General features: G+C 64.7%; 22 protein-coding genes. 12 read left to right on the top strand and 10 right to left on the bottom strand.

What is annotated here, in order from left to right; translation table 11 throughout:
• Positions 1 to 7: 7 nt before the first annotated feature.
• Positions 8 to 895: a siderophore-interacting protein gene (locus O4220_RS16845; RefSeq protein WP_269606204.1), complete on the top strand. Its 888-nt coding sequence runs from the start codon at positions 8 to 10 to the stop codon at positions 893 to 895.
• 15 nt (positions 896 to 910) lie between these two features.
• Here O4220_RS16845 and O4220_RS16840 read toward each other — a convergent pair whose 3' ends face one another.
• Entirely contained in the window at positions 911 to 1,522 is a 612-nt protein-coding gene (locus tag O4220_RS16840; RefSeq protein ID WP_269606202.1) for a TetR/AcrR family transcriptional regulator, read from the bottom strand.
• A gap of 137 nt (positions 1,523 to 1,659) precedes the next feature.
• Between O4220_RS16840 and O4220_RS16835 the strand changes: the two genes are divergently transcribed.
• Genes O4220_RS16835 through O4220_RS16820 form a run of 4 tightly spaced genes read left to right on the top strand, consistent with a single transcriptional unit; the run spans position 1,660 to position 5,142 of the window.
• The gene (locus O4220_RS16835) at positions 1,660 to 3,087 is read left to right on the top strand and encodes a flavin monoamine oxidase family protein (protein WP_269606200.1); all 1,428 of its coding nucleotides are present in this window, start codon (positions 1,660 to 1,662) and stop codon (positions 3,085 to 3,087) included.
• A complete protein-coding gene (locus O4220_RS16830; protein ID WP_269606198.1) occupies positions 3,069 to 3,548 on the top strand; it encodes an SRPBCC family protein in 480 nt (159 codons plus the stop codon). The genes O4220_RS16835 and O4220_RS16830 overlap by 19 nt, the downstream gene beginning before the upstream one ends.
• Entirely contained in the window at positions 3,545 to 4,480 is a 936-nt protein-coding gene (locus tag O4220_RS16825; protein ID WP_269606196.1) for a carbohydrate kinase family protein, read from the top strand. The genes O4220_RS16830 and O4220_RS16825 overlap by 4 nt, the downstream gene beginning before the upstream one ends.
• Entirely contained in the window at positions 4,480 to 5,142 is a 663-nt protein-coding gene (locus tag O4220_RS16820) for a class II aldolase/adducin family protein (RefSeq protein WP_269606194.1), read from the top strand. Before O4220_RS16825 ends, O4220_RS16820 begins: the two co-directional genes overlap by 1 nt.
• A gap of 17 nt (positions 5,143 to 5,159) precedes the next feature.
• Here the strand turns inward: O4220_RS16820 and O4220_RS16815 are convergent, their stop codons facing one another.
• The 5 genes from O4220_RS16815 to O4220_RS16795 form a co-directional block, all read right to left on the bottom strand.
• Positions 5,160 to 6,707 carry an acyl-CoA synthetase gene (locus O4220_RS16815; protein WP_269606358.1) on the bottom strand — a complete coding sequence of 516 codons (1,548 nt, stop codon included), beginning with the start codon at positions 6,705 to 6,707 and terminating at the stop codon, positions 5,160 to 5,162.
• Positions 6,708 to 6,841: 134 nt separating this feature from the next.
• Positions 6,842 to 7,471 carry a helix-turn-helix domain-containing protein gene (locus O4220_RS16810; protein WP_332112832.1) on the bottom strand — a complete coding sequence of 210 codons (630 nt, stop codon included), beginning with the start codon at positions 7,469 to 7,471 and terminating at the stop codon, positions 6,842 to 6,844.
• 28 nt (positions 7,472 to 7,499) lie between these two features.
• Complete coding sequence (locus O4220_RS16805; RefSeq protein ID WP_269606192.1) at positions 7,500 to 9,674, bottom strand: 3-hydroxyacyl-CoA dehydrogenase NAD-binding domain-containing protein; 2,175 nt, start codon at positions 9,672 to 9,674, stop codon at positions 7,500 to 7,502.
• A 35-nt stretch (positions 9,675 to 9,709) separates the two neighbouring features.
• Positions 9,710 to 10,918 carry an acetyl-CoA C-acetyltransferase gene (locus tag O4220_RS16800; RefSeq protein ID WP_269606189.1) on the bottom strand — a complete coding sequence of 403 codons (1,209 nt, stop codon included), beginning with the start codon at positions 10,916 to 10,918 and terminating at the stop codon, positions 9,710 to 9,712.
• A gap of 36 nt (positions 10,919 to 10,954) precedes the next feature.
• A complete protein-coding gene (locus tag O4220_RS16795; protein ID WP_269606187.1) occupies positions 10,955 to 12,112 on the bottom strand; it encodes an acyl-CoA dehydrogenase family protein in 1,158 nt (385 codons plus the stop codon).
• Between the two features lie 212 nt (positions 12,113 to 12,324).
• Here O4220_RS16795 and O4220_RS16790 point away from each other — a divergent pair, with 212 nt between their 5' ends.
• The 4 genes from O4220_RS16790 (at position 12,325) to O4220_RS16775 (ending at position 17,190) form a co-directional block, all read left to right on the top strand.
• Positions 12,325 to 13,077 (top strand): IclR family transcriptional regulator, encoded by a 753-nt coding sequence (locus O4220_RS16790; protein ID WP_269606354.1) that lies wholly within the window; start codon positions 12,325 to 12,327, stop codon positions 13,075 to 13,077.
• A gap of 66 nt (positions 13,078 to 13,143) precedes the next feature.
• On the top strand, positions 13,144 to 14,319 hold the full coding sequence (locus O4220_RS16785) for a 4-hydroxybenzoate 3-monooxygenase (protein ID WP_269606185.1): 1,176 nt from the start codon (positions 13,144 to 13,146) through the stop codon (positions 14,317 to 14,319).
• Between the two features lie 140 nt (positions 14,320 to 14,459).
• Positions 14,460 to 15,662 (top strand): MFS transporter, encoded by a 1,203-nt coding sequence (locus O4220_RS16780; RefSeq protein WP_269606183.1) that lies wholly within the window; start codon positions 14,460 to 14,462, stop codon positions 15,660 to 15,662.
• 43 nt (positions 15,663 to 15,705) lie between these two features.
• Positions 15,706 to 17,190 carry an amidase gene (locus O4220_RS16775; protein ID WP_269606181.1) on the top strand — a complete coding sequence of 495 codons (1,485 nt, stop codon included), beginning with the start codon at positions 15,706 to 15,708 and terminating at the stop codon, positions 17,188 to 17,190.
• On the opposite strand, the gene O4220_RS16770 is transcribed toward O4220_RS16775, so the two are convergent.
• Positions 17,187 to 18,239: an NAD(P)H-binding protein gene (locus O4220_RS16770; RefSeq protein WP_269606179.1), complete on the bottom strand. Its 1,053-nt coding sequence runs from the start codon at positions 18,237 to 18,239 to the stop codon at positions 17,187 to 17,189. The two genes, O4220_RS16775 and O4220_RS16770, sit on opposite strands and share 4 nt — an antisense overlap.
• Positions 18,240 to 18,326: 87 nt before the next feature.
• On the opposite strand from O4220_RS16770, the gene O4220_RS16765 reads away from it, so the two are divergent.
• Together O4220_RS16765 and O4220_RS16760 are read left to right on the top strand one after the other, a co-directional pair.
• Positions 18,327 to 19,127 carry an alpha/beta fold hydrolase gene (locus O4220_RS16765; RefSeq protein ID WP_269606177.1) on the top strand — a complete coding sequence of 267 codons (801 nt, stop codon included), beginning with the start codon at positions 18,327 to 18,329 and terminating at the stop codon, positions 19,125 to 19,127.
• On the top strand, positions 19,124 to 20,272 hold the full coding sequence (locus tag O4220_RS16760) for a PP2C family protein-serine/threonine phosphatase (protein WP_269606175.1): 1,149 nt from the start codon (positions 19,124 to 19,126) through the stop codon (positions 20,270 to 20,272). Before O4220_RS16765 ends, O4220_RS16760 begins: the two co-directional genes overlap by 4 nt.
• On the opposite strand, the gene O4220_RS16755 is transcribed toward O4220_RS16760, so the two are convergent.
• From O4220_RS16755 to O4220_RS16745, 3 genes are all read right to left on the bottom strand, one after another.
• Complete coding sequence (locus O4220_RS16755) at positions 20,249 to 20,605, bottom strand: STAS domain-containing protein (RefSeq protein WP_269606172.1); 357 nt, start codon at positions 20,603 to 20,605, stop codon at positions 20,249 to 20,251. The two genes, O4220_RS16760 and O4220_RS16755, sit on opposite strands and share 24 nt — an antisense overlap.
• A 66-nt stretch (positions 20,606 to 20,671) precedes the next feature.
• On the bottom strand, positions 20,672 to 22,003 hold the full coding sequence (locus O4220_RS16750; protein ID WP_269606170.1) for an MCE family protein: 1,332 nt from the start codon (positions 22,001 to 22,003) through the stop codon (positions 20,672 to 20,674).
• A 121-nt stretch (positions 22,004 to 22,124) separates the two neighbouring features.
• Positions 22,125 to 23,015, bottom strand: a complete 891-nt coding sequence (locus O4220_RS16745) for a LysR family transcriptional regulator (RefSeq protein WP_269606168.1) — start codon at positions 23,013 to 23,015, stop codon at positions 22,125 to 22,127.
• 86 nt (positions 23,016 to 23,101) lie between these two features.
• On the opposite strand from O4220_RS16745, the gene O4220_RS16740 reads away from it, so the two are divergent.
• Positions 23,102 to 24,004: a LysR family transcriptional regulator gene (locus O4220_RS16740; protein WP_269606165.1), complete on the top strand. Its 903-nt coding sequence runs from the start codon at positions 23,102 to 23,104 to the stop codon at positions 24,002 to 24,004.
• Positions 24,005 to 24,178 lie beyond the last annotated feature (174 nt).

Raw genomic sequence — 24,178 nt, 5'->3', positions numbered from 1 at the left:
CACCGTCATGGCCGGCCGAGGTGGCGAGGGCGGATACCTCACCGCGACAGTAGTCGAGTCGATTCGCTTGTCACCGTCGCTGATTCGCGTCGTGTTCGATTCTTCCGGTGCGCACGGGTTCGAGTCGAGCGGTGTGCCCGACGAGATCGTGCACCTGTACTTCCCCGCAAACAGGGAGAGTGCACCGCCCGAGATGACCCGTCGTAACGGGGTTCTCGCTCATCATGACGGTGTGGCACGTGCATGCCGCAACTACACCGTCAGGCGCTGGGGCGGGGACCGGATCACCATCGACTTCGTGGACCACGTCGGCGGGGTCGCCGCGGACTGGGCACGCTCGGCCGAGCCGGGTACGGCGCTGGGGATGTGGGGAACTCGGTCGTGGTACGAGCCACCCGCCGACACGGAGTGGATGTTGTTGATCGCCGATCTACCGGGTCTACCGGCTCTGTGTCGTGCACTCGAGCAACTGCCTGCCGGCCTGCGCGCCCATGCGATCGTCGAGGTGGCTCACGACGACGACATGCTGGACGTTCGATCGGCGGCCTCGGTGACGATGGACTGGCGGGTGGCCGGAAACGGCCGCGCACCATCGGAATTGCCCGATGCCGTTCGCGCGTACGGGATACCGGCGGGAAATGGCTACGTCTGGTTCGGTGCGGAGGCCTCGGCGGGGAGAGCTGTGCGCAAGTACTTGCGCGGCGACATCGGCATACCGGCGAAGCGGCTGGCCATCGTCGGCTACTGGCGTGACTACAAAGAGGCGTGGCTCGAACGCTATGAGCGCGTTGCCGATTCACTGATCGACGACTACGAGCGAATCGCGGCCACCGGAATGGGTGAGGCCGAGGCCGAGCTCCACTGGGACGAAATTCTCGAGCGCGCCGGTCTGTAGCAACGCGGACCGGAGTCAGGGCGTTCGATCGTACGAATCGAGGACCCGAAACAGCGCGTCTCGCAGTGCAGGTCGGTTTCCGCCCGGTGTGGGCCTGGCGATTTCGTGCAGGGTGTAGCCGTCGATCAAGGCCAGGAAATGCCGAGCCGGTAGATGTGGTTCCGGGATGCCGAATGCCCCGAGCGCCGCCTCGGCCGCCTCCTCGATCATCCGCATGATTCGGTGCACCGAATCGGTCAGCTCGGGCCGTCTGCGTACGGCGAGGTACGCCTCGAACTGAACGCGAGAGTCGTCGTCTTCGGGAGAGGACAGCAGCGAGACCAGGTCCATGATCGCGTCGGCGAGATCGTCGCGCGTGAGGCCCCCGGTGTGCGCCACCTCGAGGAGCGCGGTGACCTTCGTCGTCACGTTCTCGGCAATTCGAGTGATCGCGGCATCGATGAGTTCGCTGACCGAGCCGAAGAAATAGCTGGTGGTCGACGGCGGGAAACCGGCGGCGTCGGCCACGGACCGAAACGAGACGCGTTCGAGTCCGCGCGTTGCGATCACGCCGATGGCAGCGTCGACCAGGGCGTCGCGGCGCTCCTGGCCACGTGCGTATCGCGTCTTCCGGCGCTCTTCGGTCATCGCTACAACGTAGCCGGGATGCTGTCGTCCACCCTCATCGCAGTGCCCTCCAGCAGGCACTTTCCTTCAATCCTGGCCTAGTGGCCAATATTGAGTTACTGTCGCCGCTACATCGAACAGCTCGGAAAGGGGCACCCATGTCCGAGAATTCGGCAGCCTCGCAGGTGGACGTAGTGGTCGTCGGCGCAGGACTCGCGGGTTTGACCGCCGCCAGGGAGTTGAGGGCAGCGGGCCTGACCGTCCAGGTTCTCGAAGCCCGAGATCGGGTCGGCGGGAGGACGGTCAACCATGCGATCGGCAGAGACGCTGTGGTGGAGACCGGAGGGCAGTTCGTCGGTCCGACGCAGGATCACATCCTTCGTCTGGCCACCTCGGTCGGCGTCGCCACGTTCCCCGCTCACGACATCGGATCGAGCATCTACGTCAAGAACGGACGCGCCCGACGCTTCGCCGGTGGTGTCCCACCCGACCCCATCTCGCTACCCGATGTCGGGATGCTCGTTGCACGAATGGATCGAGCCGCCAGGCAGATTCCCGTGGACAGACCGTGGGATGCGCCCCGTGCGCACGAGTGGGACACCCAAACTCTGGCCACCTGGGCTCGGCGCCACGCGGCCACCGACGGTGGAGTGGAGCTACTCGACATCCTGCTCGGATCGGTGTTCGGCGGCACGGCCGCCGACGTGTCCGCGCTCTTCGGCTTGGCGTACGTGGCCGGGGCGGGTAACGAGTACACCCCCGGCACGGTGGACCGATTGATGAGTGTGGCTGGGGGAGCACAACAATGGCGCTTCGTCGGTGGCTCCCAGGCGATCTCGATCGCATTGGCCGAGCAGCTCGGTGACGCCGTCCGGCTCGGCAACCCGGTGCGCCGGGTGGAGCAGTATTCGGATCGAGTGGTGGTACGGACCGAAACCGAATCGTGGATCGCCGGATCGGTCGTCGTCGCGATTCCTCCGGTTCTGGCATCCAGAATCGACTGGAGTCCAACGCTTCCCGCAGCCCAGGAGGCGCTGTTTCAGCGGATGAACTTCGGCGGATTGGCCAAGTGCGAGGCGGTGTATTCCGAACCGTTCTGGCGCGCGAGTGGGCTCTCCGGTCAGGCGCTCTTTCGTGACAGCGACGTAGCGGTGTCCTCGATGTTCGACAACTCGCCGCCCGACGGGAGTCAGGGAGTACTGATGGGATTCGTCGGCACCTGGGGTGCACGCCACCGGGGCGGCCGGAACTGGTCGGACGGTAACGACGCCGAACGACGCGGCGAGGTTCTTCGGGCCTTCGCCTCCGCGGTGGGGCCGCGCGCGCTGGAACCGACCGAATGGATCGAGCTGGACTGGACTCGCGAGCAATGGACTCGCGGCGGGCCCACCGCGGTGCTGGCTCCCGGGGTGCTGACCGGGCTGGGCCAGTGTCGCGACGCCGCGTTCGGCCGAGTGCATTGGGCAGGTGCCGAACACTCCGACTACTGGAACGGATACATGGACGGCGCTGTGCGATCGGGTGAAAAAGCAGCAGCAGAAGTACTTTCGACCGAAGGAGAACTCTCGTGGAACAACGCTTCGTAGTCTCGGCCCATCGCACCCTCTCGGTCAGCCCGGAGGAAGTGTGGGCACTGACCAGTGACACCAGTCGTTATGCGGAGTGGGTCACCGACGTTCGGTCGGTCACCACGCATCATGGCTCTGCACGCGCAGGCGGTGTGTACACCGAGGAGGTGGCAGCGCTCGGCCGCTTCACCAGTCGCGTCACATGGACCGTCCGGCAGCTGGAAGCGAATCGACTGCGAGTGGATTTGGGGCAGGGTTTCGCGCCGCTCACCAACGTGGCGAACGTATTTCGCTTCGCACCGCTCAGTGGCGGTACCTCTACGGCGATGACCTTCGAGTTCTGGTTCGACGTCTCCCCGAGCTGGGCGGGACGTCTGGTTCGGCCGATCGCCACCGCAGGGATGTCCGCACGATTCGACGTCTCGATGTGCACTCTGGAGGCCTTGATCCTCTCCGAGCGAACCGTGACGATCCGATGAGAGAACCAGCGGAAGTGCTCACCCTCGGCGTGCATGTACTCGACACTCTTGTTCGTCCGGTGACCGAGATACCCGCCGGTCAACAGGCCGTACTGGCCGAGCAGATCGCGATGTCGGCCGCGGGAACCGCCGGGGGCACTGCACTGGTGCTGGCCCGACTAGGTGCCGCGGTACACACCGCGGGAGTCGTCGGCGGTGACTCGGCAGGAACGTTTCTCCTGCAGCTCCTCGCCGACGACGGAGTGGACGTCTCCCTGGTGCATCGTATGGACGGGGTGCAGACCTCGGCGTCGGTGTTGCCGATCAGGCCGGATGGCTCGCGGCCGGCCTTGCATGTGATCGGTGCCAATGGCTATCTGTCTCAGCATGTTCCGTGGAACATGTTTCACAACGTCGACTTCGTGCATCTCGGTGGACCGGAGTTCTTCGGACCGGACACCGCGCGCGACATCGCGCGCCGCGCCCACGAGGACGGCGTCGTCGTCACCGTCGACAGTCTTGCGCCGTCCGTTCCCGAGGGCCTCGGTGCGTTCGCGCCCGCGCTGCCGTACGTGGACTACCTGCTGCCGAACGACGAGCAGGTCCTCGGCTGGACCGGCTGCGCCACTGTCGAAGACGGGTGTCGGCGACTGCTCGAACTCGGTGCGTCCTGCGTGGTGGCCACCGCGGGGGCGTCGCCCACGCTCGTCGTGACGGCGGAAGAGACCGTCGAAGTGCCCGCGTTCGCTGTGGACGTGGTGGATACCAGTGGATGCGGAGATGCGTTCTCGGCAGGGTTCGTTCGTGGCCTGTCGCTGAGCATGAGCCTCGTCGACTCCGCGGAGCTGGGCAACGCGACCGCCGCCCAGGTTGCGCAGGGTCTCGGTACCGACTTCGGCACCTACGACCTCGAATTCGTCCGGAAATTCGCCCGCACCTGCAGGACCATCTGATGCCGACCGACGTGGACGAACTCCGAGAGTCCGTCGCCGAGACCGCCCGCCAACTGGGTCGACGGGGCCTGGTTCTCGGTACCGCAGGCAACGTCAGCGCTCGCGCGGGTGATGTGGTGGCGGTGACGGCGACCGGGCTCGTACTGGGCGACGCCACGATCGAGGACGTCACGCTCGTCGGGATGGACGGAATCGTGCGCGCAGGTGCGTGCGAACCGACCTCGGAACTGGGTCTGCACTTGGGCATCTATGCGTCGTCCGAGGTTCGGGCTGTGGTGCATGCGCATTCCTCTGCGGCAGTTGCTCTTTCGCTCGTCACCGACGAACTGCCACCCGTGCACTACGCGCAGTTGGCCCTCGGCGGCCGGGTCCCGGTGGTGCCGTTCGCGCCGTTCGGCACAGTCATGCTCGCGGACGCGGTGGTGGCGGCGATGGACTCCAAGTCGGCGGTCATCATGGCCCACCACGGGTCGGTGGCTACCGGGCACGATCTCGAGGCGGCGCTGTCGAACATCGAACTGCTCGAATGGCTGTGCGGGGTCTACCTATCGGCCGCTTCGGTGGCCCGCCCACGTGCTCTCACCGACGCGCAACTGGCGGCAACTCTGGACGAGGTGGTGCGTCGGGCTTACGGAACCACGTCACCCGTGCGGAGGGACTGACCGATCGACGTCGGTGGTCACAGGGACGCTCCGAGCGCGTCCTTAGCCACGTGCGCATCCCGTAAGTCGCGCTTGAGGATTTTACCTGCCCCACTCATGGGGAGAGCGGTGACGAACTCGATGGTGCGCGGGGTCTTGTACCCGGCAACGTAGCTGCGGGTGTGCTCGCGCAGTTCGGCGGTAGTGGGTGAGAGTCCCTCGGCCAGAACGACACACGCGTGTACGCGCTCGCCCCACTCCTCGTCGGGCACACCGATCACAGCGCAGGCCAACACTGCGGGATGCAGGCTCAACGCGCTTTCCACCTCGGCGCTGTAGACGTTCTCGCCGCCGGTGATGATCATGTCCTTGAGACGATCGACGACGAACAGGAAGCCGTCGGAGTCGAGGTAGCCGACGTCGCCGGTGTGCATCCATCCGTCACGGACAGCAGCTGCAGTCTCTTCCGGCTTGTTCCAGTAACCCAACATCACGTGTCCACCGCGGACACAGATTTCGCCGACCGCGCCGGTGGGCATCTGCTCGTCGTCGGGTCCGAGAATCTGGATCTCGGAGTGCGGGGCCGCGCGTCCGGCCGAGCCGATGCGTTTCCCCACATGGTGTTCGGGCCACAGCAGCGACGCAACCGGCGCAAGTTCTGTCATGCCGTAGGCCTGAGTGAGGCGGGCCTGCGGGAGCCGGGCGAGAGTGCGTTCGAGGACACCGGCGGAGATCGGTGATCCTCCGTAGAGCACGCGGCTCAGCGACGAGGTATCGAACTCGCTCAACGTGGGGTGGTCGACCAGAAGCTGAATCATTGTCGGTACCAGCAGAACATCGGTGATCGAATGCTTCGCGATCGCGCCGAGGACAGCGGTCGGCTCGAAGAACGGAACCATGACATGGGTGCCACCGAGCATGACCTGACCCACCCACGCGGCCAGATCTGCCAGGTGGAACATCGGGGCCGCATGGAGAAGGACGGAGGCGTCGTCGAGCAGCTGTCCGGTTGCCACCGTTCCCAGGCCCGAGGTGACCAGGTTCGCGTGCGAGAGCATCACTCCCTTGGGGAATCCGGTGGTGCCGCCGGTGTAGAAGAGGCCGGCAAGGGCGTCGCCGCTGCGGCGTACGTCGGGAACGGGATCGTGGGATGCCACCAGTTCCTCGTACGACACCATGCCCTCCGGTGTATCTCCGTCCCCGCAGTAGACGACGGTCGCCAAGTCGGGACACGACGAGCGCAGAGCCGGAACCATCGCGCCGAAGGTGTCGTCGACGATCAGAACCTTGGTCAGAGAGTCGTTGAGTGCGTAGGCGACTTCGACGGGTGACCACCGGATGTTGACGGGATTGAGGACGGCATCGGCCCACGGGACCGCGAGCAGGTACTCGGAGTATCGGTCGCTGTTGAAGGCGAGTATCGCCACTCGATCGCCGGCCTCCACGCCGATCGAGTGCAGGCCGGACGCCAATCTCGCCACGCGGTCGATCTGCTCCGAGAAGGTTCGCACGCGATCGCCGAACACCGTTGCTGCACGATCGGGTGTGGTGGATGCGGATCGATGGAGGCCTTGAGTGAGATACATGGCGAAGTCCCTTGTGCGAGATGGGGCGACGTGCGCCCGGGTGAATACGGTCACAGTTCCACCTTGTTGGCGCGGTGTCAATAGTGCCGGCATGCGATGACGTGTGGAGGCACGCAGCGAAAAGGATTGCCCAGCTAACGATCTGGGGCGTCGTCCAGAGAGCGCGCGGTCGCGAGAACGGTGACCAGTACGTCCGTCAGCAGTACTTCCACCTGGTCCCGGGTCAGCGTGCCACGCACCAGCCACTCGCGGCCCGCTGCCTTCACCATGCCGCCGAATGCGCGCACGGCGGGCAGCGCGATGCGTCTGTCGCCGCGGCGCGTATCGAAAGCCGTTGCATCCAAGACGCGCTCGGCAGCAAGATCGTCTGCCTCGTCGAGAATCTGCGCCACCTGCTCGTCCACACCCGACCCGCTCGCTACCGACACCCACGCCGTGCCATGCGTCTCGATGACGCCCACCAGCCAGTGCACACTGCCACGGGCGCGCTCTTCGAGCGAACCAGTGGGTAGGTGAACATCCTCGATCGGCGGCACGGTGACCAGAAAGCGAACGCACTCGAGATACAGATCGCGCTTACTGCCGATGTAGTGGTGGATGAGTCCGCGTGCGACACCCGCGGTCGCGGCCACGTCGGCCATCGAGACCTCGGCATAGGGCTTGTCGCCGAACAAGCGAACGGCGGCGGCCAGAATCTGCGTCCGTCGCTCGTCCGGTTCCAGTCGGTTCCACTTGGGTGTACTTGCAGCCGGCATGGTTCTCATGATTGCACCGAACCGACCGATCGTGATCTCAGAGGTACCGCTCGGTGCGTGAGCGCAGCGACTTCGGCACGACGAACCTGTCGCCGTAACGCGCCCGCAGCTCGTCGGCTCGACGCACGAATCCCTGCAGCCCGCCGTCGAACTGATCGACGAACTGCAGCACACCTCCGGTCCAGGCGGGGTAGCCGATACCGAGAATGGAACCGATGTTCGCATCGGCGACCGTACGCAGTACACCCTCGTCGAGGCACGCGATCGAATCGAGCGACTGCGCGACCAGCATGCGATCCATCATGTCCTCGAACGGAATTCCATGATCGGGGCGGTGGCAGTGCTCCACCAGCCCCGGCCACAATCCGGCCTTGGTGCCGTCCTCGGCGTACTCGTAGAAGCCACGCCCGGCCTTGCGGCCCGGTCGGTCGAACTCGTCGACCAGGCGATCGACCAGGGCGTACGAATTCGAGACGATCCAGGGGCGACCGTCGGCGCGAGCGGCCTCGGCCATGCCTTCGCGGATGTGTCGGGACAGGGTCAGCGAAATCTCGTCCATCAGAGCCAACGCGCCGGACGGGTAGCCCGCCTGCAGGGCGGCCTGCTCGACGGTGGCCGGGTGCACGCCGTCGGCGACCAACGAGATCGCCTCGTCCATGAAGCGGCCGATGACGCGAGTGGTGAAGAAGCCGTGACTGTCTCCGACGACGATCGGAGTCTTGCCGATCAAGCGAACGAAGTCGAACGCGCGGGCCAACGCGGAGTCGCTGGTGTGTTCTCCCACAACGATTTCCACCAACGGCATCTTGTCCACCGGAGAGAAGAAGTGCGTGCCGATGAAGTCCGCGGTGCGCGAGACTCCCGTCGACAGTTCGGTGATGGGCAGTGTCGAGGTGTTCGAGCACAACAGTGCGTCGGCGGTCAGATACTTGTCGACGGACTCGAACGCACCCTGCTTGACGGCGGGATCCTCGAAAACTGCCTCGACGACCAGATCGCAACCCTCGGCATCGGCGGCGTCGGAACTGGGCGTGATGAGCGCGAGCACCGCATCGGCGTCGGCCTGGGTCTTTCGTCCCTTCGCGACGGCCTTCCCGAGAATCGAACGCGCGTAGTCCTTTCCGTGCTCGGCAGCTTCGATCGAGACATCGCGGAGGATCACCGGAACCTGTGCCGAGGCGACGACATAGGCGATGGCGGCACCCATCATTCCGGCCCCGATCACCAGCACCTTCTCGGGTACCCGGTGCGGTTCGGCCGCCGGCCGGGAACCACCCTTGGCGATGGAGCCGAGATCGAAGAACATCGACTGGATCAGGTTGCCCGAGACCGCTCCGCAGGCGAGGGAGGTGCAGTAGCGGGTTTCTACGAGCGATGCCGACTCGAAGTCGAGTACCGACCCTTCCACGGCCGCAGCAACCACCGCGATCGGAGCGGGCATCGGAGCGCCCTTGACCTGCTTGCGCACTGTGGCGGCGAAGGCCGGCAGCTGGGCAGCCAATGCGGGTGAAGCTGCGGTTCCACCGGGAATTGTGAATCCCTTTTTGTCCCATGGTTGTACGGCGTCAGGGTTGGCAGAGATCCAGGCGCGTGCACTTGCCATCATCTGCTCTTCGGTGTCGACGACCTCGTCGACGAGTCCGAGTTCGAGGGCCTGCGCCGGCCGATACCGCTGGCCCTGGCCCACCACCTGTGTCAGAGCCTTGACGATGCCGAACATCCGAACCGTTCGGGTGACGCCACCGGCCCCGGGTAGCAGCCCGAGGGTGACTTCGGGAAGCCCGAAGCGAGCCTTGCTGTTGGTGAGGGCAATTCGATGATGACAGGCCAGCGCGATCTCGAAGCCGCCCCCGAGTGCGGTGCCTCCCAGCGCGGCCACGACCGGTTTGCCCAGTGTCTCGAGACGGCGGAACTTGTCCTTGGTGAAATCGAGAGCATCGGCGATCGCCGCGTGATCGGAGGGACCGGCGTCACGCAGCAATTCGAGGTCGCCGCCGGAGAAGAAGGAATCCTTCGCCGAGGTGACGATCACACCGTCATAGGCATCGAGGTTGGCCTCGAGCCAGTCGACGGTCTGTCCGAGCGATTCGCCGAACGCGGTGTTCATCGTGTTGGTGGACTGCGTCGGGTCGTCGATCGTCAGCACGAGGATACGGTCGATGCCGATCTCGCAGGTGATGGTGGGAGTCTGCAGGGCAGCGGATGTGGTCATCGAGGTCCTCGAATTGTTGTTTTCTTGCAGTGTTTTCACAGGCGCTCGATGATGGTGGCGACGCCCATTCCGGCACCGATACAGAGCGTGATCAGTGCGTAGCGCTCGCCCCGGCGCTCGAGCTCGTCGAGGGCCATTCCGGTGAGCATCGCGCCCGTCGCGCCCAGTGGGTGGCCCATCGCGATCGCGCCACCGTTGACGTTGATGCGCTCATGGTCGATGTGCAGCTTCTTCGCGTAGTTCAGCACCACGGAGGCAAAAGCCTCGTTGACCTCGAACACCGCGATGTCGTCGAGGGTGAGACACGCTGCGGCCAACACCTTGTGTGTCGCCGGAACCGGTCCGGTGAGCATCAGCGTCGGGTCCGATCCGGCGACGACACCGGCCACCACGCGCCCGCGCGGAGTCAATCCGCCTGCGCGACCGGCTTCTTCGGAGCCGATCAGAACCATCGCGGTGCCGTCGACGATGCCGGACGAGTTGCCGGCATGGTGCACGTGCTCGATGCGCTCGACCTCGGTGTACTTCTGCATCGCGACGGCGTCGAACCCGGCGAGCGCGCCCATCCGGTCGAACGAGGGCTTCAGGGCCGCGAGATCGGTTGTGGTGGTATCGGGTCGCATGATCTCGTCGTGATCGAGCATCAGCCGGCCATTCGCGTCGAAGACCGGAACGACGGACTTCTCGAAGTGGCCCATCGACCAGGCGTGCGCCGCTCGCTGCTGACTGCGTACGGCATAGGCGTCGACTTCACCGCGATCGAATCCCTCGATCGTCGCGATGAGGTCTGCGCTGATGCCCTGCGGAACGAAGTAGCTGCCGTAGTTGGTCATCGGGTCGCACGGCCACGCGCCGCCGTCCGCGCCGAGCGGAACCCGGGACATCGATTCGACACCACCGGCGACGATCAGGCTGTCCCAGCCGGACCGAACACGTTGCGCCGCAGTGTTGACGGCCTCCAGGCCCGATCCGCAGAAGCGGTTGAGCTGAACGCCGGCGACACTGTCCGGCAGGCCGGCCACCATCGCGACGGTTCGGGCGATGTCGCAGCCTTGATCGCCTACGGGGGTGACAACACCGAGCACGACGTCGTCGATCAGGGCCGGATCGAGCTGCGAGTGTCGAGAGAGCAACGTGGACAACGTGTTCGCAGCCAGATCGACCGGTTTGATGGTGTGCAGTGAGCCTGTGCTCTTGCCGCGGCCACGTGGGCTGCGAACTGCGTCGTAGAGGAACGCCTCCATGATGGTGCCTTTCTGGGGCAACAAGATTGCCGAGTTCTACAGCGAGCGGGAGATGAGGTCTTTCATGACTTCGTTGGCACCGGCGTAGATGCGGGCGATGCGGCCGTCGACGAACATGCGGGCGATGGGGTATTCCTCCATGTAGCCGTAGCCGCCGAAGAGTTGCAGGCAACGGTCCACCACTTCGAACTGTCGGTCTGTGGTCCAGTACTTGACCATCGCGGCGGTCGTCACGTCGAGAGATCCCGAAATGTGCTTGGCCATTGCGTCGTCGACGAAGGTGCGCACGACGCGGCCGATCGTGGCGCATTCGGCGAGCTCGAACTTCGTGTTCTGCAGGTCGAACAGGGTCTTGCCGAAAGCGCTGCGCGACTTGGTGTAGTCGACGGTCTGCGTAACGGCTGCGTCGATCATCGCGGCAGCGGCGATCCCGCAGATCAACCGTTCCTGGGGGAGCTGCTGCATCAACTGTGCGAAGCCGCGCCCCTCTTCACCCAGAATGTTGGCGGCGGGGATGCGAAGTCCGTCGAAGGTGAGTTCTGCTGTGTCCTGCCCTTTTTGGCCGATCTTGTGCAGCACGCGTCCGCGGTGGAAACCTTCGGTGTCGTCGGAGACTTCGGCGACGAGCAGTGACAGCCCCCGTGATCCCGCGGCCGGATCGGTCTTGGCGGCGATGATGATCAGATCGCAGTGAGCTCCGTTGGAGATGAATGTCTTTCCGCCGGTCACGACGTAGTCGTCGCCGTCACGCACCGCGCGGGTGGTGATGCCCTGCAGATCCGAGCCGGTGCCTGGTTCGGTCATCGCGATCGCGCCGATCCACTCGCCCGAGCACAGCTTCGGCAGCCAGTGCTGCTTCTTCTCCTCGGCGGCGTAGGCCAGGATGTAGTGCGGAACGATGCCGCTGTGCACGCCGAGCTGCATGGCCGAGTCGCCGGAGCGAACCTGCTCCTCGAACAGCACCGCCTCGTGACGGAAGTCGCCGCCGCCGCCGCCGTACTGCTCGGGTACCGACATGCCGAGCAGCCCGAGGCCGCCTGCGGTTCGGTAGACCTCGCGGCTGGGGCGTCCGGCCGCAGCGAATTCCTCGCGGTGGGGCGCGACCTCTTTCTCGAAGAATCCTCGGGCGAGCTGTCGCACGTCGGCGAGCTCGGTGGCGAGATCGTCACCGGTGCGGTCTGCGAGTGCAGTCATGGTGGGTCCTTGGCTCGAAGCGCAACTACGGCTTGTTGGCGCTGTGCCAATAATGATTGCGCGCCGGGTCGGTGGATGTCAACAGTGGACGGGTTCGACCGAGCCGCCTCAGCCTGAAATCCGCCGAACTCGAAGTTATGGATACTTTTCGGCTGGAATTCATCCATAACTTCGACTTCGGCGGCGATCGACCGGGGGCTATCGTCGTGCAGGTGGCGGGAAATGCGCGGGATCCCGGGGTGTCCGTCGCTACGCGACTGCTGGCGTTGCTCGGTGTGTTCGACGAGAAGACACCTGCCTTGACGTTGACCCAATTGGCCGACGGTGCCGGTCTGCCCATCGCCACCGCGCATCGGATGGTGCGGGAACTGGTGGAGTGGGGTGCGTTGGTCCGCGCCGAGGACGGTCGCTACGTCGTCGGCCGACGGCTGTGGAAGCTGGGACTTCTGGCACCCGATCAGTCCGACCTTCGCGACATCGCGTCACCGTTTCTGCACGATATCTACGGAGCGACTCTCGCGACGGTGCACCTGGCCATCCGCGACGGCGACGAGGTGCTCTATCTCGATCGACTGGCCGGTCACGCGTCGGTGCCGGCGATCAGTCGCGTGGGGGCGCGCCTTCCCCTGCACGCCACCGGCGTCGGGAAGGTGCTGTTGGCGTATGCGCCGCGAGAGGTGCACGACCGGGTGCTGCGTTCTCTGAAGCGCGTCACCCCGTACACGGTGACGCATCCAGGACAGCTGGAGAACGAACTTCGTCGAGTGCGTCGGGATGGCTTTGCGCAGACGGTCGAGGAGATGACGCTCGGTGCGTGTTCGGTGGCCGTGCCCGTTCGTGCCGGCGGCGACAGTGTGGTCGCTGCATTGGGAATCGTGGTTCCGAAGCTGGGCCGTGATCGAGTGAAACTGGTTGCAGCGCTGCAGGTTGCAGCCCAAGGGATCGGGCGAAGTCTGGGCGGATAGTAAGGCGTTTCCACTGAGTGGAAGCGTTCTCTTGTTCGGTTCGAGATTCCGGGATGTACTGCACGCATGCGTACACAGGTCGCCATCATCGGTGCAGGGCCCGCGGGCCTGCTGCTGTCCCACCTGCTCGGCGAGCAGGGGATCGACTCCATCCTGATCGAGTCACGTACTCAGGACTATGTGCTGTCGCGAATCCGGGCTGGAATCCTCGAGCACTCCACGGTCCAGTTGCTCGACGAACACGGACTCGGTGAGCGCCTGCACCGCGAAGGCCACGAGCATCGCGGTATCTACCTGCAGTGGCCGGAAGAGCGGCATCACATCGACTTTCGTGATCTGGTCGACCGGAGTGTCTGGGTCTACGGGCAGACCGAGGTCACGAAGGATCTGGTGGCGGCACGCGAGAAGGCGGGTCAGCAGACGTACTACGACGTCTCCGACACGGCCTTGCACGACGTCGAATCCGACGCTCCTTATGTCACCTGCACGGACGCGTCGGGCAACACGATGCGGATCGACGCCGATGTCATTGCCGGATGCGACGGTTCCTTCGGGCCGAGTCGTGCTGCAATGCCCGACGCCGTCAGGAACACCTGGGAGCGCGTGTATCCGTATTCCTGGCTCGGCGTGCTCGCAGACGTTGCGCCTTCGACGGACGAGCTGATCTACGCCTGGCATCAGGACGGATTCGCCATGCACTCCATGCGATCGTCGACGGTGAGTCGGCTGTATCTGCAGGTGCCGAACGGCACCGACATCGACACGTGGTCCGACGACCGAATCTGGAACGCATTGGCCACCAGACTCGGTCACGGCCAGGACGGGTGGACCCTGAAACCGGGACCGATCACGGAGAAGAGTGTGCTGCCGATGCGGAGCTACGTGCAGACACCGATGCGACACGGCAACCTGTTCCTGGCCGGCGACGCCGCGCACATCGTTCCGCCCACGGGTGCAAAGGGTCTGAACCTTGCGGTTGCCGATGTGGCTCTACTGGCACCGGCCTTGGCGCAGATGCTGCGGGGGAAGGGGGCCGAGAGTGCCGATACGTACAGCGACACTGCGCTGCGTCGCGTCTGGCGCTGCACCCACTTCTCGTGGTGGATGACGACGATGCTGCACACGGGCGACGACCCGTTCGATGCGCAGTTGCAGCTCTCGCAACTGAAGTGGGTGGCCTCGAGCGAAGCGGGTGCCATGGGACTGGCGGAGAACTACGCCGGCCTGCCCATCGGGTTCTGACCATCCCGCACTGCCGAACTCGAAGTTATGGACGGAATCTGCCCGGAATCCATCCATAACTTCGAGTTCGGCGGCCGTCGCGGCATCGACCCTCTCGTTCGTTACCCTTGAAGAACAGCGAGAGAACAGGGTAATTCACAGTGTCTGATATCGACGCCGCCTCGGCGCGCACGGCCGTGGCGGTGCGGGCGACCTATACAGCGTTCATCGGAGCCGGTTTTGCCTTCGCCAGTTGGGCTTCTCGGATCCCGCAGGTGCGCGATCGCCTCGAACTCACCTCGTCTCAGCTCGGAATCGTGTTGCTCGCGATTGCAGTCGGATCCCTGCTCGCACTGCCGATGTCCGGAATTATCATCAACCGCTTCGGATCTCGGCTCACGGTAACCGTGATGTCCCTCGTTCTCGCGGCCGGTCTGACGATCATTGCCACCGGCTATCTCGTGGGTGTCGTGCCGTTGCTCATCGGACTGTTCGTGCTCGGATTCGCCAACGGTGCATGGGATGTCGCCATGAACGTCCACGGTGCCGTGGCCGAACGTCGGCTCGGGCGCTCGATCATGCCGCGGTTCCACGCGGGTTTCAGCGCCGGCACTGTGGCGGGAGCCCTGATCGGCACTGCGATGGTGGCGCTGAACATCTCCGTCACGGTGCATCTGCTGACGGTCGCTGTCGTGATCGCCGGAGCCATTCCGTGGGGAGTTCGCCATTTCCTGAACGAATCCGATGCCGAACCCGAACAGTCGACCCCCGGTACCACGCGGCCGCACGCCCTTGCTCGGTGGAAGGAGCCGCGCACCCTGCTGATCGGCGTCGTCGCCTTGTCCTTCGCGTTTGCCGAGGGCAGCGGAAACGATTGGCTCAACATCGCATTGATCGACGGTTACGACGCGTCGGCCGTCGCTGGAACCCTCGCGTTCACCACGTTTCTGGTCGCCATGACTGCTCTGCGATGGTTCGGTAACGGACTGCTCGATCGCTACGGTCGAGTCGTGGTACTTCGAGGCTTGGCAGGCGTCTCGGTGGTCGGAGTGCTGCTGTTCGTGCTCAGTCCGGTTGTGCCGCTGGCTTTTCTGGGCGCATTTCTGTGGGGATCGGGCGTTTCGCTCGGTTTCCCCGTCGCCATGAGCGCGGCGGCCGACGAGCCCGCCGCCGCAGCCGCGCGAGTGAGTGTGGTGGCCTCCATCGGATACTTCGCCTTCCTGGGCGGCCCGCCCCTCATCGGCTTCCTCGGCGGTCATGGTGACGTGCTCCGCGCGCTGCTCGTCGTGGCTGCCCTTCTTGCGGCTTCGCTGCTGGTGATGGGAGCGCTGCGACCACTTCCAGGGTCGAACTCCCGACACTGAATTCGCAGTCACGGCGGAGGTGTTCTCGGTTACTGTGGCCGGTATGCGTATCGACGAGTATCGGAAGTACGACGGGCTCGGGCTGGCAGAGCTGGTGGCCAACGGCGAGGTTACGCCCCGTGAGCTACTCGATTGTGCATCGGCGCATGCGAAGTCGGTGAACCCGGCTCTCAACGCGATCGTGCGTCCGATGCGGGAGCAAGCCGAACAGCGGCTGTCCGGGACGCTGGACGGCCCGTTCGCCGGTGTGCCGTTTCTGATCAAGGATCTGTCCCAGGACTATGCGGGTCTGCCCACCTCGAGCGGATCGAGTTCGCTCACCGACCTGCCGATGCCCGAGCATTCCACAGTGGTGCAGCGCTGGCTCGATGCGGGCCTGGTCATCTTCGGAAAGACCAACACTCCGGAATTCGGTGCGAAGGGGATCACCGAGCCGACGGTGTTCGGTCCGGCCCGAAATCCATGGGACCGCAGCCGAACTCCAGGTGGTTCCTCGGGTGGGTCGGCGGCGGCGGTCGCGGCCGGGATCGTCCCGGTGGCAGGGGCGAACGACGGCGGAGGGTCGATTCGCATTCCGGCGGCGTGCTGCGGACTGGTCGGGCTCAAGCCGGGACGCGGACTGGTGCCGTCCGGACCCACGTTCGGAGAAGCTATGCACGGGGCAGCAGTGCAGGGCGTTGTGTCGCGGTCGGTACGAGACACCGCAGCGATGCTCGACGTGCTGGCGGGCGGCGAGGCGACGTCCGGCTACTCGCCGGCGCGTCCGGACGGCACGTTTCTGTCTCGAACGAACAAGGACCCCAAGCCTTTACGTATCGGGATGCGCGCGGTCACCTCGGTGAATCCAACGCCGGATCCGCAGGCTGTTGCCGCGATGGAACAGGCAGCGAATATCTTGACCGACCTCGGCCACACCGTCGAATTTCTCGACGCCTCGCCGTACGACGACACGAGCCTCAATCGCGAATTCCTGCTGGCCTGGTTCACCTACCTGGCCTGGGAGATGGACGAAGTCAAGCGCCGAACCGGTTGCAGCGACGACAAATTCGAGCGTGATACCCGAATCATGGCCGCATTGGGCAGATCCGCCAGCGGTGTCGACTACCTGGAGGCGGTGGAAGGCCGGCACAAGCATGTGCGCGCGCTGGCGACGTACTTCGAAACGTACGATCTGCTGCTGACGCCCACCCTTGCCGACCTACCCCCGAAGATCGGCGCGTTCGAGCTCGCGAAACCGCTTCAGCTGGCGTCGGAGTTGTTGTTGCGCAGCAGAACTGCTGGGGTTCTGCGATACACGGGCATCGTCGATCAAATGATAGACGACAACATCTCGTGGATTCCGTACACCCAGTTGGCCAACGTCACCGGGCGTCCCGCGCTCACTCTGCCCGTCCACTGGACCCCTGACGGGCTACCGATGGGCGCGCACTTCACCGCACCGCTCGGCGGCGAGGCGCTGCTCGTCCAACTTGCCGGCCAGATCGAACGTGCAGCGCCCTGGGCTCATCGCGACGAAGCCCTCGACTAGCGGATCGCCCCCAACTGCGCCTTACCCAGAATTCCGGACGGTCGTTGCCGCACCTGCCCATCGACGATGTCGACGACGCCGCCGGCCCAGTCGGGATCGGTGTCAGCGGCCGCCTGGGGATCGGCGTGGGCGTCGGTACCCTCGTCGGCCACCACGGTGATGGAGCGCTGCAAGGCTTCTCGCACGCTCATCGGCGTCGTATCGGGTTCGGCGAACACCTCCGTTGCGGCGTTGCCTCGACGCACCACCATGTCGTGAGTGAGGCTGTCCACCAACGAGATCACCGTGCCGGGGGGCATGCCGGTGATGATCGCAACGGCGCGGCCCACCAATCCGGTCGGCAGCAGTGGGACCGGAATCTGGGCGCGGCGCAGACCGGCGACGCTGCCGTACGCCTGCAGCAGTTCCGGGTAGCTCATCGTTTCGGTGCCCCCGATGTCGAAGGAACCGGGCCGGGCGGTGTCGCCCAGGGCGCGAGCGATGATGGCAACCACATCGACGACGGCAATGGGCTGGACCTGCCTGCGCATCCACGTCGGAATCGGAGTGAGCGGCAGTCGCTCGGTCATGCGTCGAACCAACTCGAAGGACGTCGATCCCGAGCCGAGGATGATGGCCGCACGCAGCACTGTGGCGTCGACGGAGCTGTCGAGGAACGTTTCCTCGACCTGTAGTCGTGAGCGCAGATGATCCGACAACGGTGTGTCGTCGTCGGGAATGAGACCGGAGAGGTAGACGATCCGCTGTACGCCGTTGCGTTCGGCTGCGGCGGCCATCGACTGTGCCGCATGGCGATCTTTCTCGACGAAGTCTCCCTCGTCCATCGAGTGCACCAGGTAGACGACGGCGTCGACATCTGCCGTCGCGGTGTCGAAGGTCTCGTGATCGTCGAGGTCGAAGTGCACCGCGGTGACCTGGGCACCCCATGCGAAGCGTGACTTCTTCGCGGGGTCACGCATGGCTGCGTGGACCTCGTGGCCCTGCTCGAGGAGCACGGGGATCAGCCGAGACCCGATGTATCCGGTTGCGCCGGTGACCAGTACTCGCATGATGAATCTCGTTTCTGTAGGTACATGCGATACCCGGTCGGAGCAGTCTCACTCCCCGCTGTCGGCCGCAGATGACAGACTGTGCGGGTGAACGCACGTACCAGGAACAACGTCAGGGTCGTCGGGGCTGCCGACGGTCCGGTGGTGATGCTGGCTCACGGGTTCGGCTGCGACCAGACGCTCTGGCGTTCGGTGACCGATATCCTGGCGGCAAACTTTTGTGTCGTGCTCTTCGATCATGTCGGGTCGGGAGCGTCGGACCCGGCCGCCTGGGATGCCGAGAAGTACGTGCCCTTGGACGCCTACGCCGAGGACATCGTCGAGATCGTCGAAGAACTCGACCTCCGCAATGTCACGTTCGTCGGTCACTCGGTGGCGTCGATGATGGGTGTTCTTGCGGTTCAGGCGGCGCCCGAGCGGTTTTCCAAGCTCTTCCTCCTGACGCCGTCTCCGCGCTACATCGACGACGGTGACTATCGCGGAGGCTTCAGCTCTGAGGACATCGACGAATTGCTCGAGTCGTTGGACAGCAACTATCTGGGCTGGTCCGCGGCCATGGCACCGATCGTGGTGAACGCACCGGATCGGCCGGATCTGGAGAACATGTGGACCGCGAGCTTCTGTCGAACCGACCCGTCGTGTGCACGGGTGTTCGCCCGCACCACATTTCTGTCCGACAATCGCGCTGATCTGGCCGGGGTGAACCTGCCCACGATGATCGTCGACTGCGCCAGGGATTCGCTGGCCCCGCCTCAGGTCGGCAGGTACGTCCACGAGCACATTGCCGGCAGCACCCTGAAGACTCTCGACGCGAGCGGCCACTGCCCGCACGTCACCGAGCCCGAGCAGACCGCCGAGGCGATTGCGACCTTCGTGAGATCGTCATGATCAACGAACTCGACATCGAGGATCTCTACGAGAACGCTCCGTGCGGCTACCTGTCGGTCTATCCCGACATGCGGATCGCGAGACTCAACGCGACGCTGGCGGGTTGGCTCGGGTTCGACGTCGACGCGTTGATCGGCACAGATTTCACCGAGCTGCTCACCGGTGGTGGACGCATTCACTACGAGACGCACTTCGGTCCGATTCTGCGGATGTACGGCCAGCTCGACGGCATCGCCTTGGATTTCGTGACGTCGGATCGTCGTCGGTTACCGGTGTTCATGACCGCGAACGTCAAGACCGACGAGTCCGGCACGCCGGTGCTGATCCGTATCACTGCGCTCGATGCCCGGGATCGACGCACCTACGAGCGTGAACTGCTCGAATCCCGCACACGAGCAGAACTGCTCGCGAAAACACTGCAGCGGTCGCTGTTGCCGCCGAGTCTGCTACCGCCGTCGGGAATGACCGCGGCTGCTCACTATCACGCGGCATCGAGCGACGAGGTGGGCGGCGATTTCTACGATCTGTTTCCGCTCTCGGACGACCGGTGGGGATTCTTTCTCGGCGACGTGTGCGGAAAAGGCGCGTCGGCCGCAGCCGTCACCTCGCTGACGCGGTACACGTTGCGTGCGGCCGCGGTCTACGACCACGATCCGGTGGCGGTGCTGCACAATCTGGATTCGGTTCTGCGTCAAGAATTTCGAGAGAACAACGCGCAATTCTGTACGGCGGTGTTCGGAGTTCTCAGCCGCTCCGCCGAGGGATTCGAGGTGTGCATGGCCAGTGGTGGCCATCCGCCGCCGTTGGTGATTCGGGCCGATGGCAGCGCGCAGTACGTACTCATGACCGGCGGGCAGCTGGTGGGAATTCTGCGCAACGCACGGTTCGTATCGGCCACCGTGACGCTGGGTGCCGGCGACACCCTGATGCTCTACACGGACGGACTCACCGAGGCCCGGGTGGGCTCCGGTCGTTACGACGACGACGGCGCGCTGCTGGATTTCGCGACCGAGCATGCCCCTTCGGCGCCGGCCGTCCTGATCGACCATTTGCGGAAACTGCTGAACAGCTTCGGCGACGGTCTGGTCGACGACGCGGCTGTCATGGCATTGGGTGTCTCGTCAGTCGAGAGCAGCGCGCGCTGACGCGAGGTCGGCATGCAGTGCGAATTCCTGGTCCAGGCCCATCAGCTTGATCGGACGGCTGGTGGTCGGTCCGTCGGCGACGACCGAGAATGCCACTGCGTCTCCGTGATCTTTCTGCGTTGTCGCCAGCACGGTCATCGCGGCCGAGGCCAGGAACGAGACGGCGGACAGATCGATGATCAAGGCCGAGGGCGCGGACTCGATCTGCGCTTCGATGGCGGTGGCGAGAGCTGGTGCGGTGGTGATATCGAGTTCGCCGGACACCGCAATGACGGCTACTCGGCCATCGTTGCTGGACTGAATCGAGAACCCGGCGTTCGTATCGGCAGACATATGTACTCCTGAATCGTTACCCGCCGCGCTCGTCGACGGGGTTGCGCACCATTCAATCAGTAGGGACTACTGGAAGGTGACCTGCGTTCCTCTGAGGGCGGGAGCTCCGACCGTCGTCGTCCAGGACGGCACTGCATCGGGCTCGATTCCGGTGGCCCCGCCGTAGATGACCGCCAAGGTCTGCTGCTCGGTGACCGAGCCTGCGTAAGAGGCGGGCACGGGGGAGAGCTGAGGTGCCGGGAGGACGGGAATGTTCTGCTCGCCAGGGTTCCTCGTCGGCACCTGGTACGAGCCGTCGTTGGGTGAACCGCCCGGATACTGGGGGAAGTACTCGCCGGCATAACGATCGAGGGACGTGTAGCAACTCGGGCCTCGGTTCTGCTCGAACAATCTCGGTTCGTCCTGATTGGGTAGGTAACGCCCCTTCGGATTGACCAACGGCATCGAAACGTTGATGCCGGGATACTCGTCACCGTCGCCGAGCAGGATCTTGCCGCGCCTGGCACCCTCGGCGAACTGTGAGACGGTGCAGCCCAGAGCAGGCGAGAACTCGGCGAACACCTCGAGTGCCTCACGTGAGTTCGCGGCCAAGCCGATCAGCTGTGCAGAGTTCGCCTCCAGAAAGCCGGCCGTCGTGTTCGAGGCCGATGTGAGCGAAGCGTAGAGCGTCTCGAGGGCCGGGCGCTTCTCGACGACGGTGTTGCCGGTGGTCCGCAGATTGTCCAGCGCATTGATCAACTCGGGGGCCGCATCGGAGTAGGTCTGCGAGAAGTCTGCGAGACCACGCAGATCCTGCTGGATTGCGGGAAGTTCGGTGTTGAGCCCGGCGAAGATGTCCTCCAGGCGGTCGATGGTGAGGCCGAGTTCCTCGCCGCGACCGCTCAGACCCTGCGCCAGAGCGCCGAGGGTGTTGGACAGGTCCTGCGGAGGGACGGCTTGGAGCAGCGGCAAGAGGCCGTCGAGCAGCTGGCCCACCTCGATGGCATTGCCGCTGCGATCCTGCTTCAGGACGGTGCCCTCACCGATCGGCGAGGCCGGTGCGCCGTCCGGGAGTATCAGCGACACATACCGCTCGCCGAACAGTGTCTTCGGGAGAAGCCGAGCGGTGGCGTTCGACGGAATCATCTCGGCCATGTCCGGCTGGATCGCCAACTCGGACGTCACGACGCCATCGGTCGTCGTCGCCGATCGGACTTCGCCCACGATCATGCCCCGCACCTTGACATCGGCATTGCGGGGGAGCGCGTTGCCGACGCTGTCGGTCTGCAGGGAGACGGTCACGACGTCCTGGAACGTCTTGTTGTACGAGGTGACGCTCCACCCGACGAACACGACGATGAGTACCACGAGGGCAATTCCGAGAAGCCGGTTCTGCAGCGGCGAGGGGGTGCCGGTCACGGGAAGCACGGATCGAGAGCGTCAACCATGTCGCGAACATTAGTGGTACATGACGTCACACTTACTACTTCGCGACGGCTTGTGAGATGCATGTATCAACGCCAGAAATATGAGATGCAGCTCACTCACCGGTGGCGGACCGAGCCCAATCGATGAACTGGCGGGTTGCGGGGGATTGCTCGCCGGTCCTGTGCATCAAGGTGATGGAGTACGTCAGCGGCGGCGTCAGATCGATCGACCGGAGATGGGCAAACGTGTCGAGTGGCATCGAACTCGGTACGAGTGCAGCACCGACACCGGCATCCACCAGGCTCGGTATCGTCAGAACCGGCGTGCCGGTCAGCACCGTGTGTGGGCGGGCACCCGAACGTCGAAGTCGTTCCAGCGCATGTGCACCGGTGGTCTCGACGGCACCGGCGATGAAGGGGAACTCGCCCAGCCAGTCGAGTCCGTGCCGATCGCTGATCCGGGCATTCGACTGCGTCCACGCCGCAGGGACGATCAGCGTCAACTCCTGGCGTCCGACGTGGATGCCGAGCAGATCGGGCGGAGTGGGAAGACGCGGAATCAACGCCAGCTCGGCAGCACCGGATCGCAGAGATTCCATTGCTGCCGTGGCGGTCTCGACGCGTGCGATGTGCACATTCAGGCGCGGTCGCCCTCGTGTCACAGACGCGATCATGGTCGGCAGAACGGGCCCGGTGTCGTCAGCTGGAGCCGCCACCACTACTGCCCCCACTCGGCCGAGGGCGGCGTCGACGGCAAGGGCGGAGAACAGGTTCAGATCATCGACGACGCGCCGGGCAGCGCGCACGATTTCCCGTCCCGCATCGGTCGGCACGAGTCGCATACCGCGCCGCTCGAAAACGGTCACGTGGGTCTGCTCCTCGAATCGTGCGACAGCGCGCGAGACTGTGGACGGGCTCAGTCCGAGTTCGATTGCCGCACCGCTCATCGAACCTGCGTCGGCGACCGCAACGCACTGCCGCAGTTGTCGTGAAGAAAGTTCCATCACGTCCCGTCGATCGATGACACCGGAAGGAACCCGACGTACCCCCGATGATGCTGCAGCCCCACCGAAGTGTTCACACTGATGCCGTGAACGTCACCACTTCGATGCTCGAGTGCTTCGTGGCCATCGTCGACGAGCATGGACTCGGTAACGCGGCTCGTGCACTCGGGGTAAGCCAACCGACGGTGTCCGGCATCGTGCGAAGTCTCGAGACCGAACTGGGTGTCGAGTTGTTTCGTCGTGACGCCAATATGCTGGTTCTGAGCCCCGAAGGTGCTGCCTTACTACCGCTTGCGCGTCGAACTGTACTCGACCATCGAGCTGTCGAGCGAGTGGTCGACGAACTGCGGACGACGCATTCCGGCGGTGCGGCACCGACCGTACGCATCGCGCTGTCGGACCGTTCGGCAACGCCGGAATTGATGGCGGCATTCGTCGCTGCGCGACCGGGCTCGCGGATCGACGTCGTGACGATCTCCGATCCCACGGAAGCGCTGGCGCAGGTTCGGATGGGGCAGATCGACTGCGCGGTGGTTCCCGGTTCCGACGCGCCGGCCGACCTCGTCCACGAATACTTGCCCGATGAGGTTCTCGTGCTTGCACTTCCGCCCGGATCAGGAGATGTCGGCACCCTGGATCGACTCGACGTGGCGGTTCCGTTGGCCGTGCTGGCACCGACGCATCGTATGGGCGTCGGTGTCGTCGACGCTCTGGCGGGGTTCGGGATCGTGGCGGCAGTGGTGTTGAGCGGGGTGCCGCAGCAGGCACTGCCGGGACTCGTCGCCCATGGAATCGGCGCGGCGGTCATGGCCGAGTCGATGGCGCGTTCGGTGACTGCCACGGGCGGTGCGGTCGTCCCCTGGCCGGTGCCGCCCGCGGAGCGCACGATGCTCGTCTATTCTCCCAATTGGATAGCACCGCTTATTAATTCGTCAATCGATCAACTTGATCGTGGCCGGTCGCTAGGTACAAAAACGAACCATTCGTGACCGTTTGTGCGTTTTGGCTATGACTTTGCGTCATTCGGTTGCCTCGGCTGGCTGTCGGTGCCCTGTGTCACTTAATGTGGCGCGCAGCAGGATCAGGGGGCGATCGGCGGGGGAGTATTCATGGACGGAAAATTGCGGAGACGGGTGTGTCTCGACGCGCACGCGCATCTGAAA

The organism is Rhodococcus ruber (assembly GCF_027270735.1).
Classification (GTDB): domain Bacteria; phylum Actinomycetota; class Actinomycetes; order Mycobacteriales; family Mycobacteriaceae; genus Rhodococcoides; species Rhodococcoides rubrum_A.
This window is presented reverse-complemented; position numbering and strand designations above follow the sequence as displayed.

What these genes read in the sequence shown, in the direction of transcription:
- O4220_RS16845 (WP_269606204.1), top strand. Translation starts at nt 8, where the DNA reads ATGGCCGGCCGAGGTGGCGAGGGCGGATACCTCACCGCGACAGTAGTC.
- O4220_RS16840 (WP_269606202.1), bottom strand. Translation starts at nt 1,522, where the DNA reads ATGACCGAAGAGCGCCGGAAGACGCGATACGCACGTGGCCAGGAGCGC.
- O4220_RS16835 (WP_269606200.1), top strand. Translation starts at nt 1,660, where the DNA reads ATGTCCGAGAATTCGGCAGCCTCGCAGGTGGACGTAGTGGTCGTCGGC.
- O4220_RS16825 (WP_269606196.1), top strand. Translation starts at nt 3,545, where the DNA reads ATGAGAGAACCAGCGGAAGTGCTCACCCTCGGCGTGCATGTACTCGAC.
- O4220_RS16820 (WP_269606194.1), top strand. Translation starts at nt 4,480, where the DNA reads ATGCCGACCGACGTGGACGAACTCCGAGAGTCCGTCGCCGAGACCGCC.
- O4220_RS16815 (WP_269606358.1), bottom strand. Translation starts at nt 6,707, where the DNA reads ATGTATCTCACTCAAGGCCTCCATCGATCCGCATCCACCACACCCGAT.
- O4220_RS16810 (WP_332112832.1), bottom strand. Translation starts at nt 7,471, where the DNA reads ATGAGAACCATGCCGGCTGCAAGTACACCCAAGTGGAACCGACTGGAA.
- O4220_RS16805 (WP_269606192.1), bottom strand. Translation starts at nt 9,674, where the DNA reads ATGACCACATCCGCTGCCCTGCAGACTCCCACCATCACCTGCGAGATC.
- O4220_RS16800 (WP_269606189.1), bottom strand. Translation starts at nt 10,918, where the DNA reads ATGGAGGCGTTCCTCTACGACGCAGTTCGCAGCCCACGTGGCCGCGGC.
- O4220_RS16795 (WP_269606187.1), bottom strand. Translation starts at nt 12,112, where the DNA reads ATGACTGCACTCGCAGACCGCACCGGTGACGATCTCGCCACCGAGCTC.
- O4220_RS16785 (WP_269606185.1), top strand. Translation starts at nt 13,144, where the DNA reads ATGCGTACACAGGTCGCCATCATCGGTGCAGGGCCCGCGGGCCTGCTG.
- O4220_RS16775 (WP_269606181.1), top strand. Translation starts at nt 15,706, where the DNA reads ATGCGTATCGACGAGTATCGGAAGTACGACGGGCTCGGGCTGGCAGAG.
- O4220_RS16770 (WP_269606179.1), bottom strand. Translation starts at nt 18,239, where the DNA reads ATGCGAGTACTGGTCACCGGCGCAACCGGATACATCGGGTCTCGGCTG.
- O4220_RS16760 (WP_269606175.1), top strand. Translation starts at nt 19,124, where the DNA reads ATGATCAACGAACTCGACATCGAGGATCTCTACGAGAACGCTCCGTGC.
- O4220_RS16755 (WP_269606172.1), bottom strand. Translation starts at nt 20,605, where the DNA reads ATGTCTGCCGATACGAACGCCGGGTTCTCGATTCAGTCCAGCAACGAT.
- O4220_RS16745 (WP_269606168.1), bottom strand. Translation starts at nt 23,015, where the DNA reads ATGGAACTTTCTTCACGACAACTGCGGCAGTGCGTTGCGGTCGCCGAC.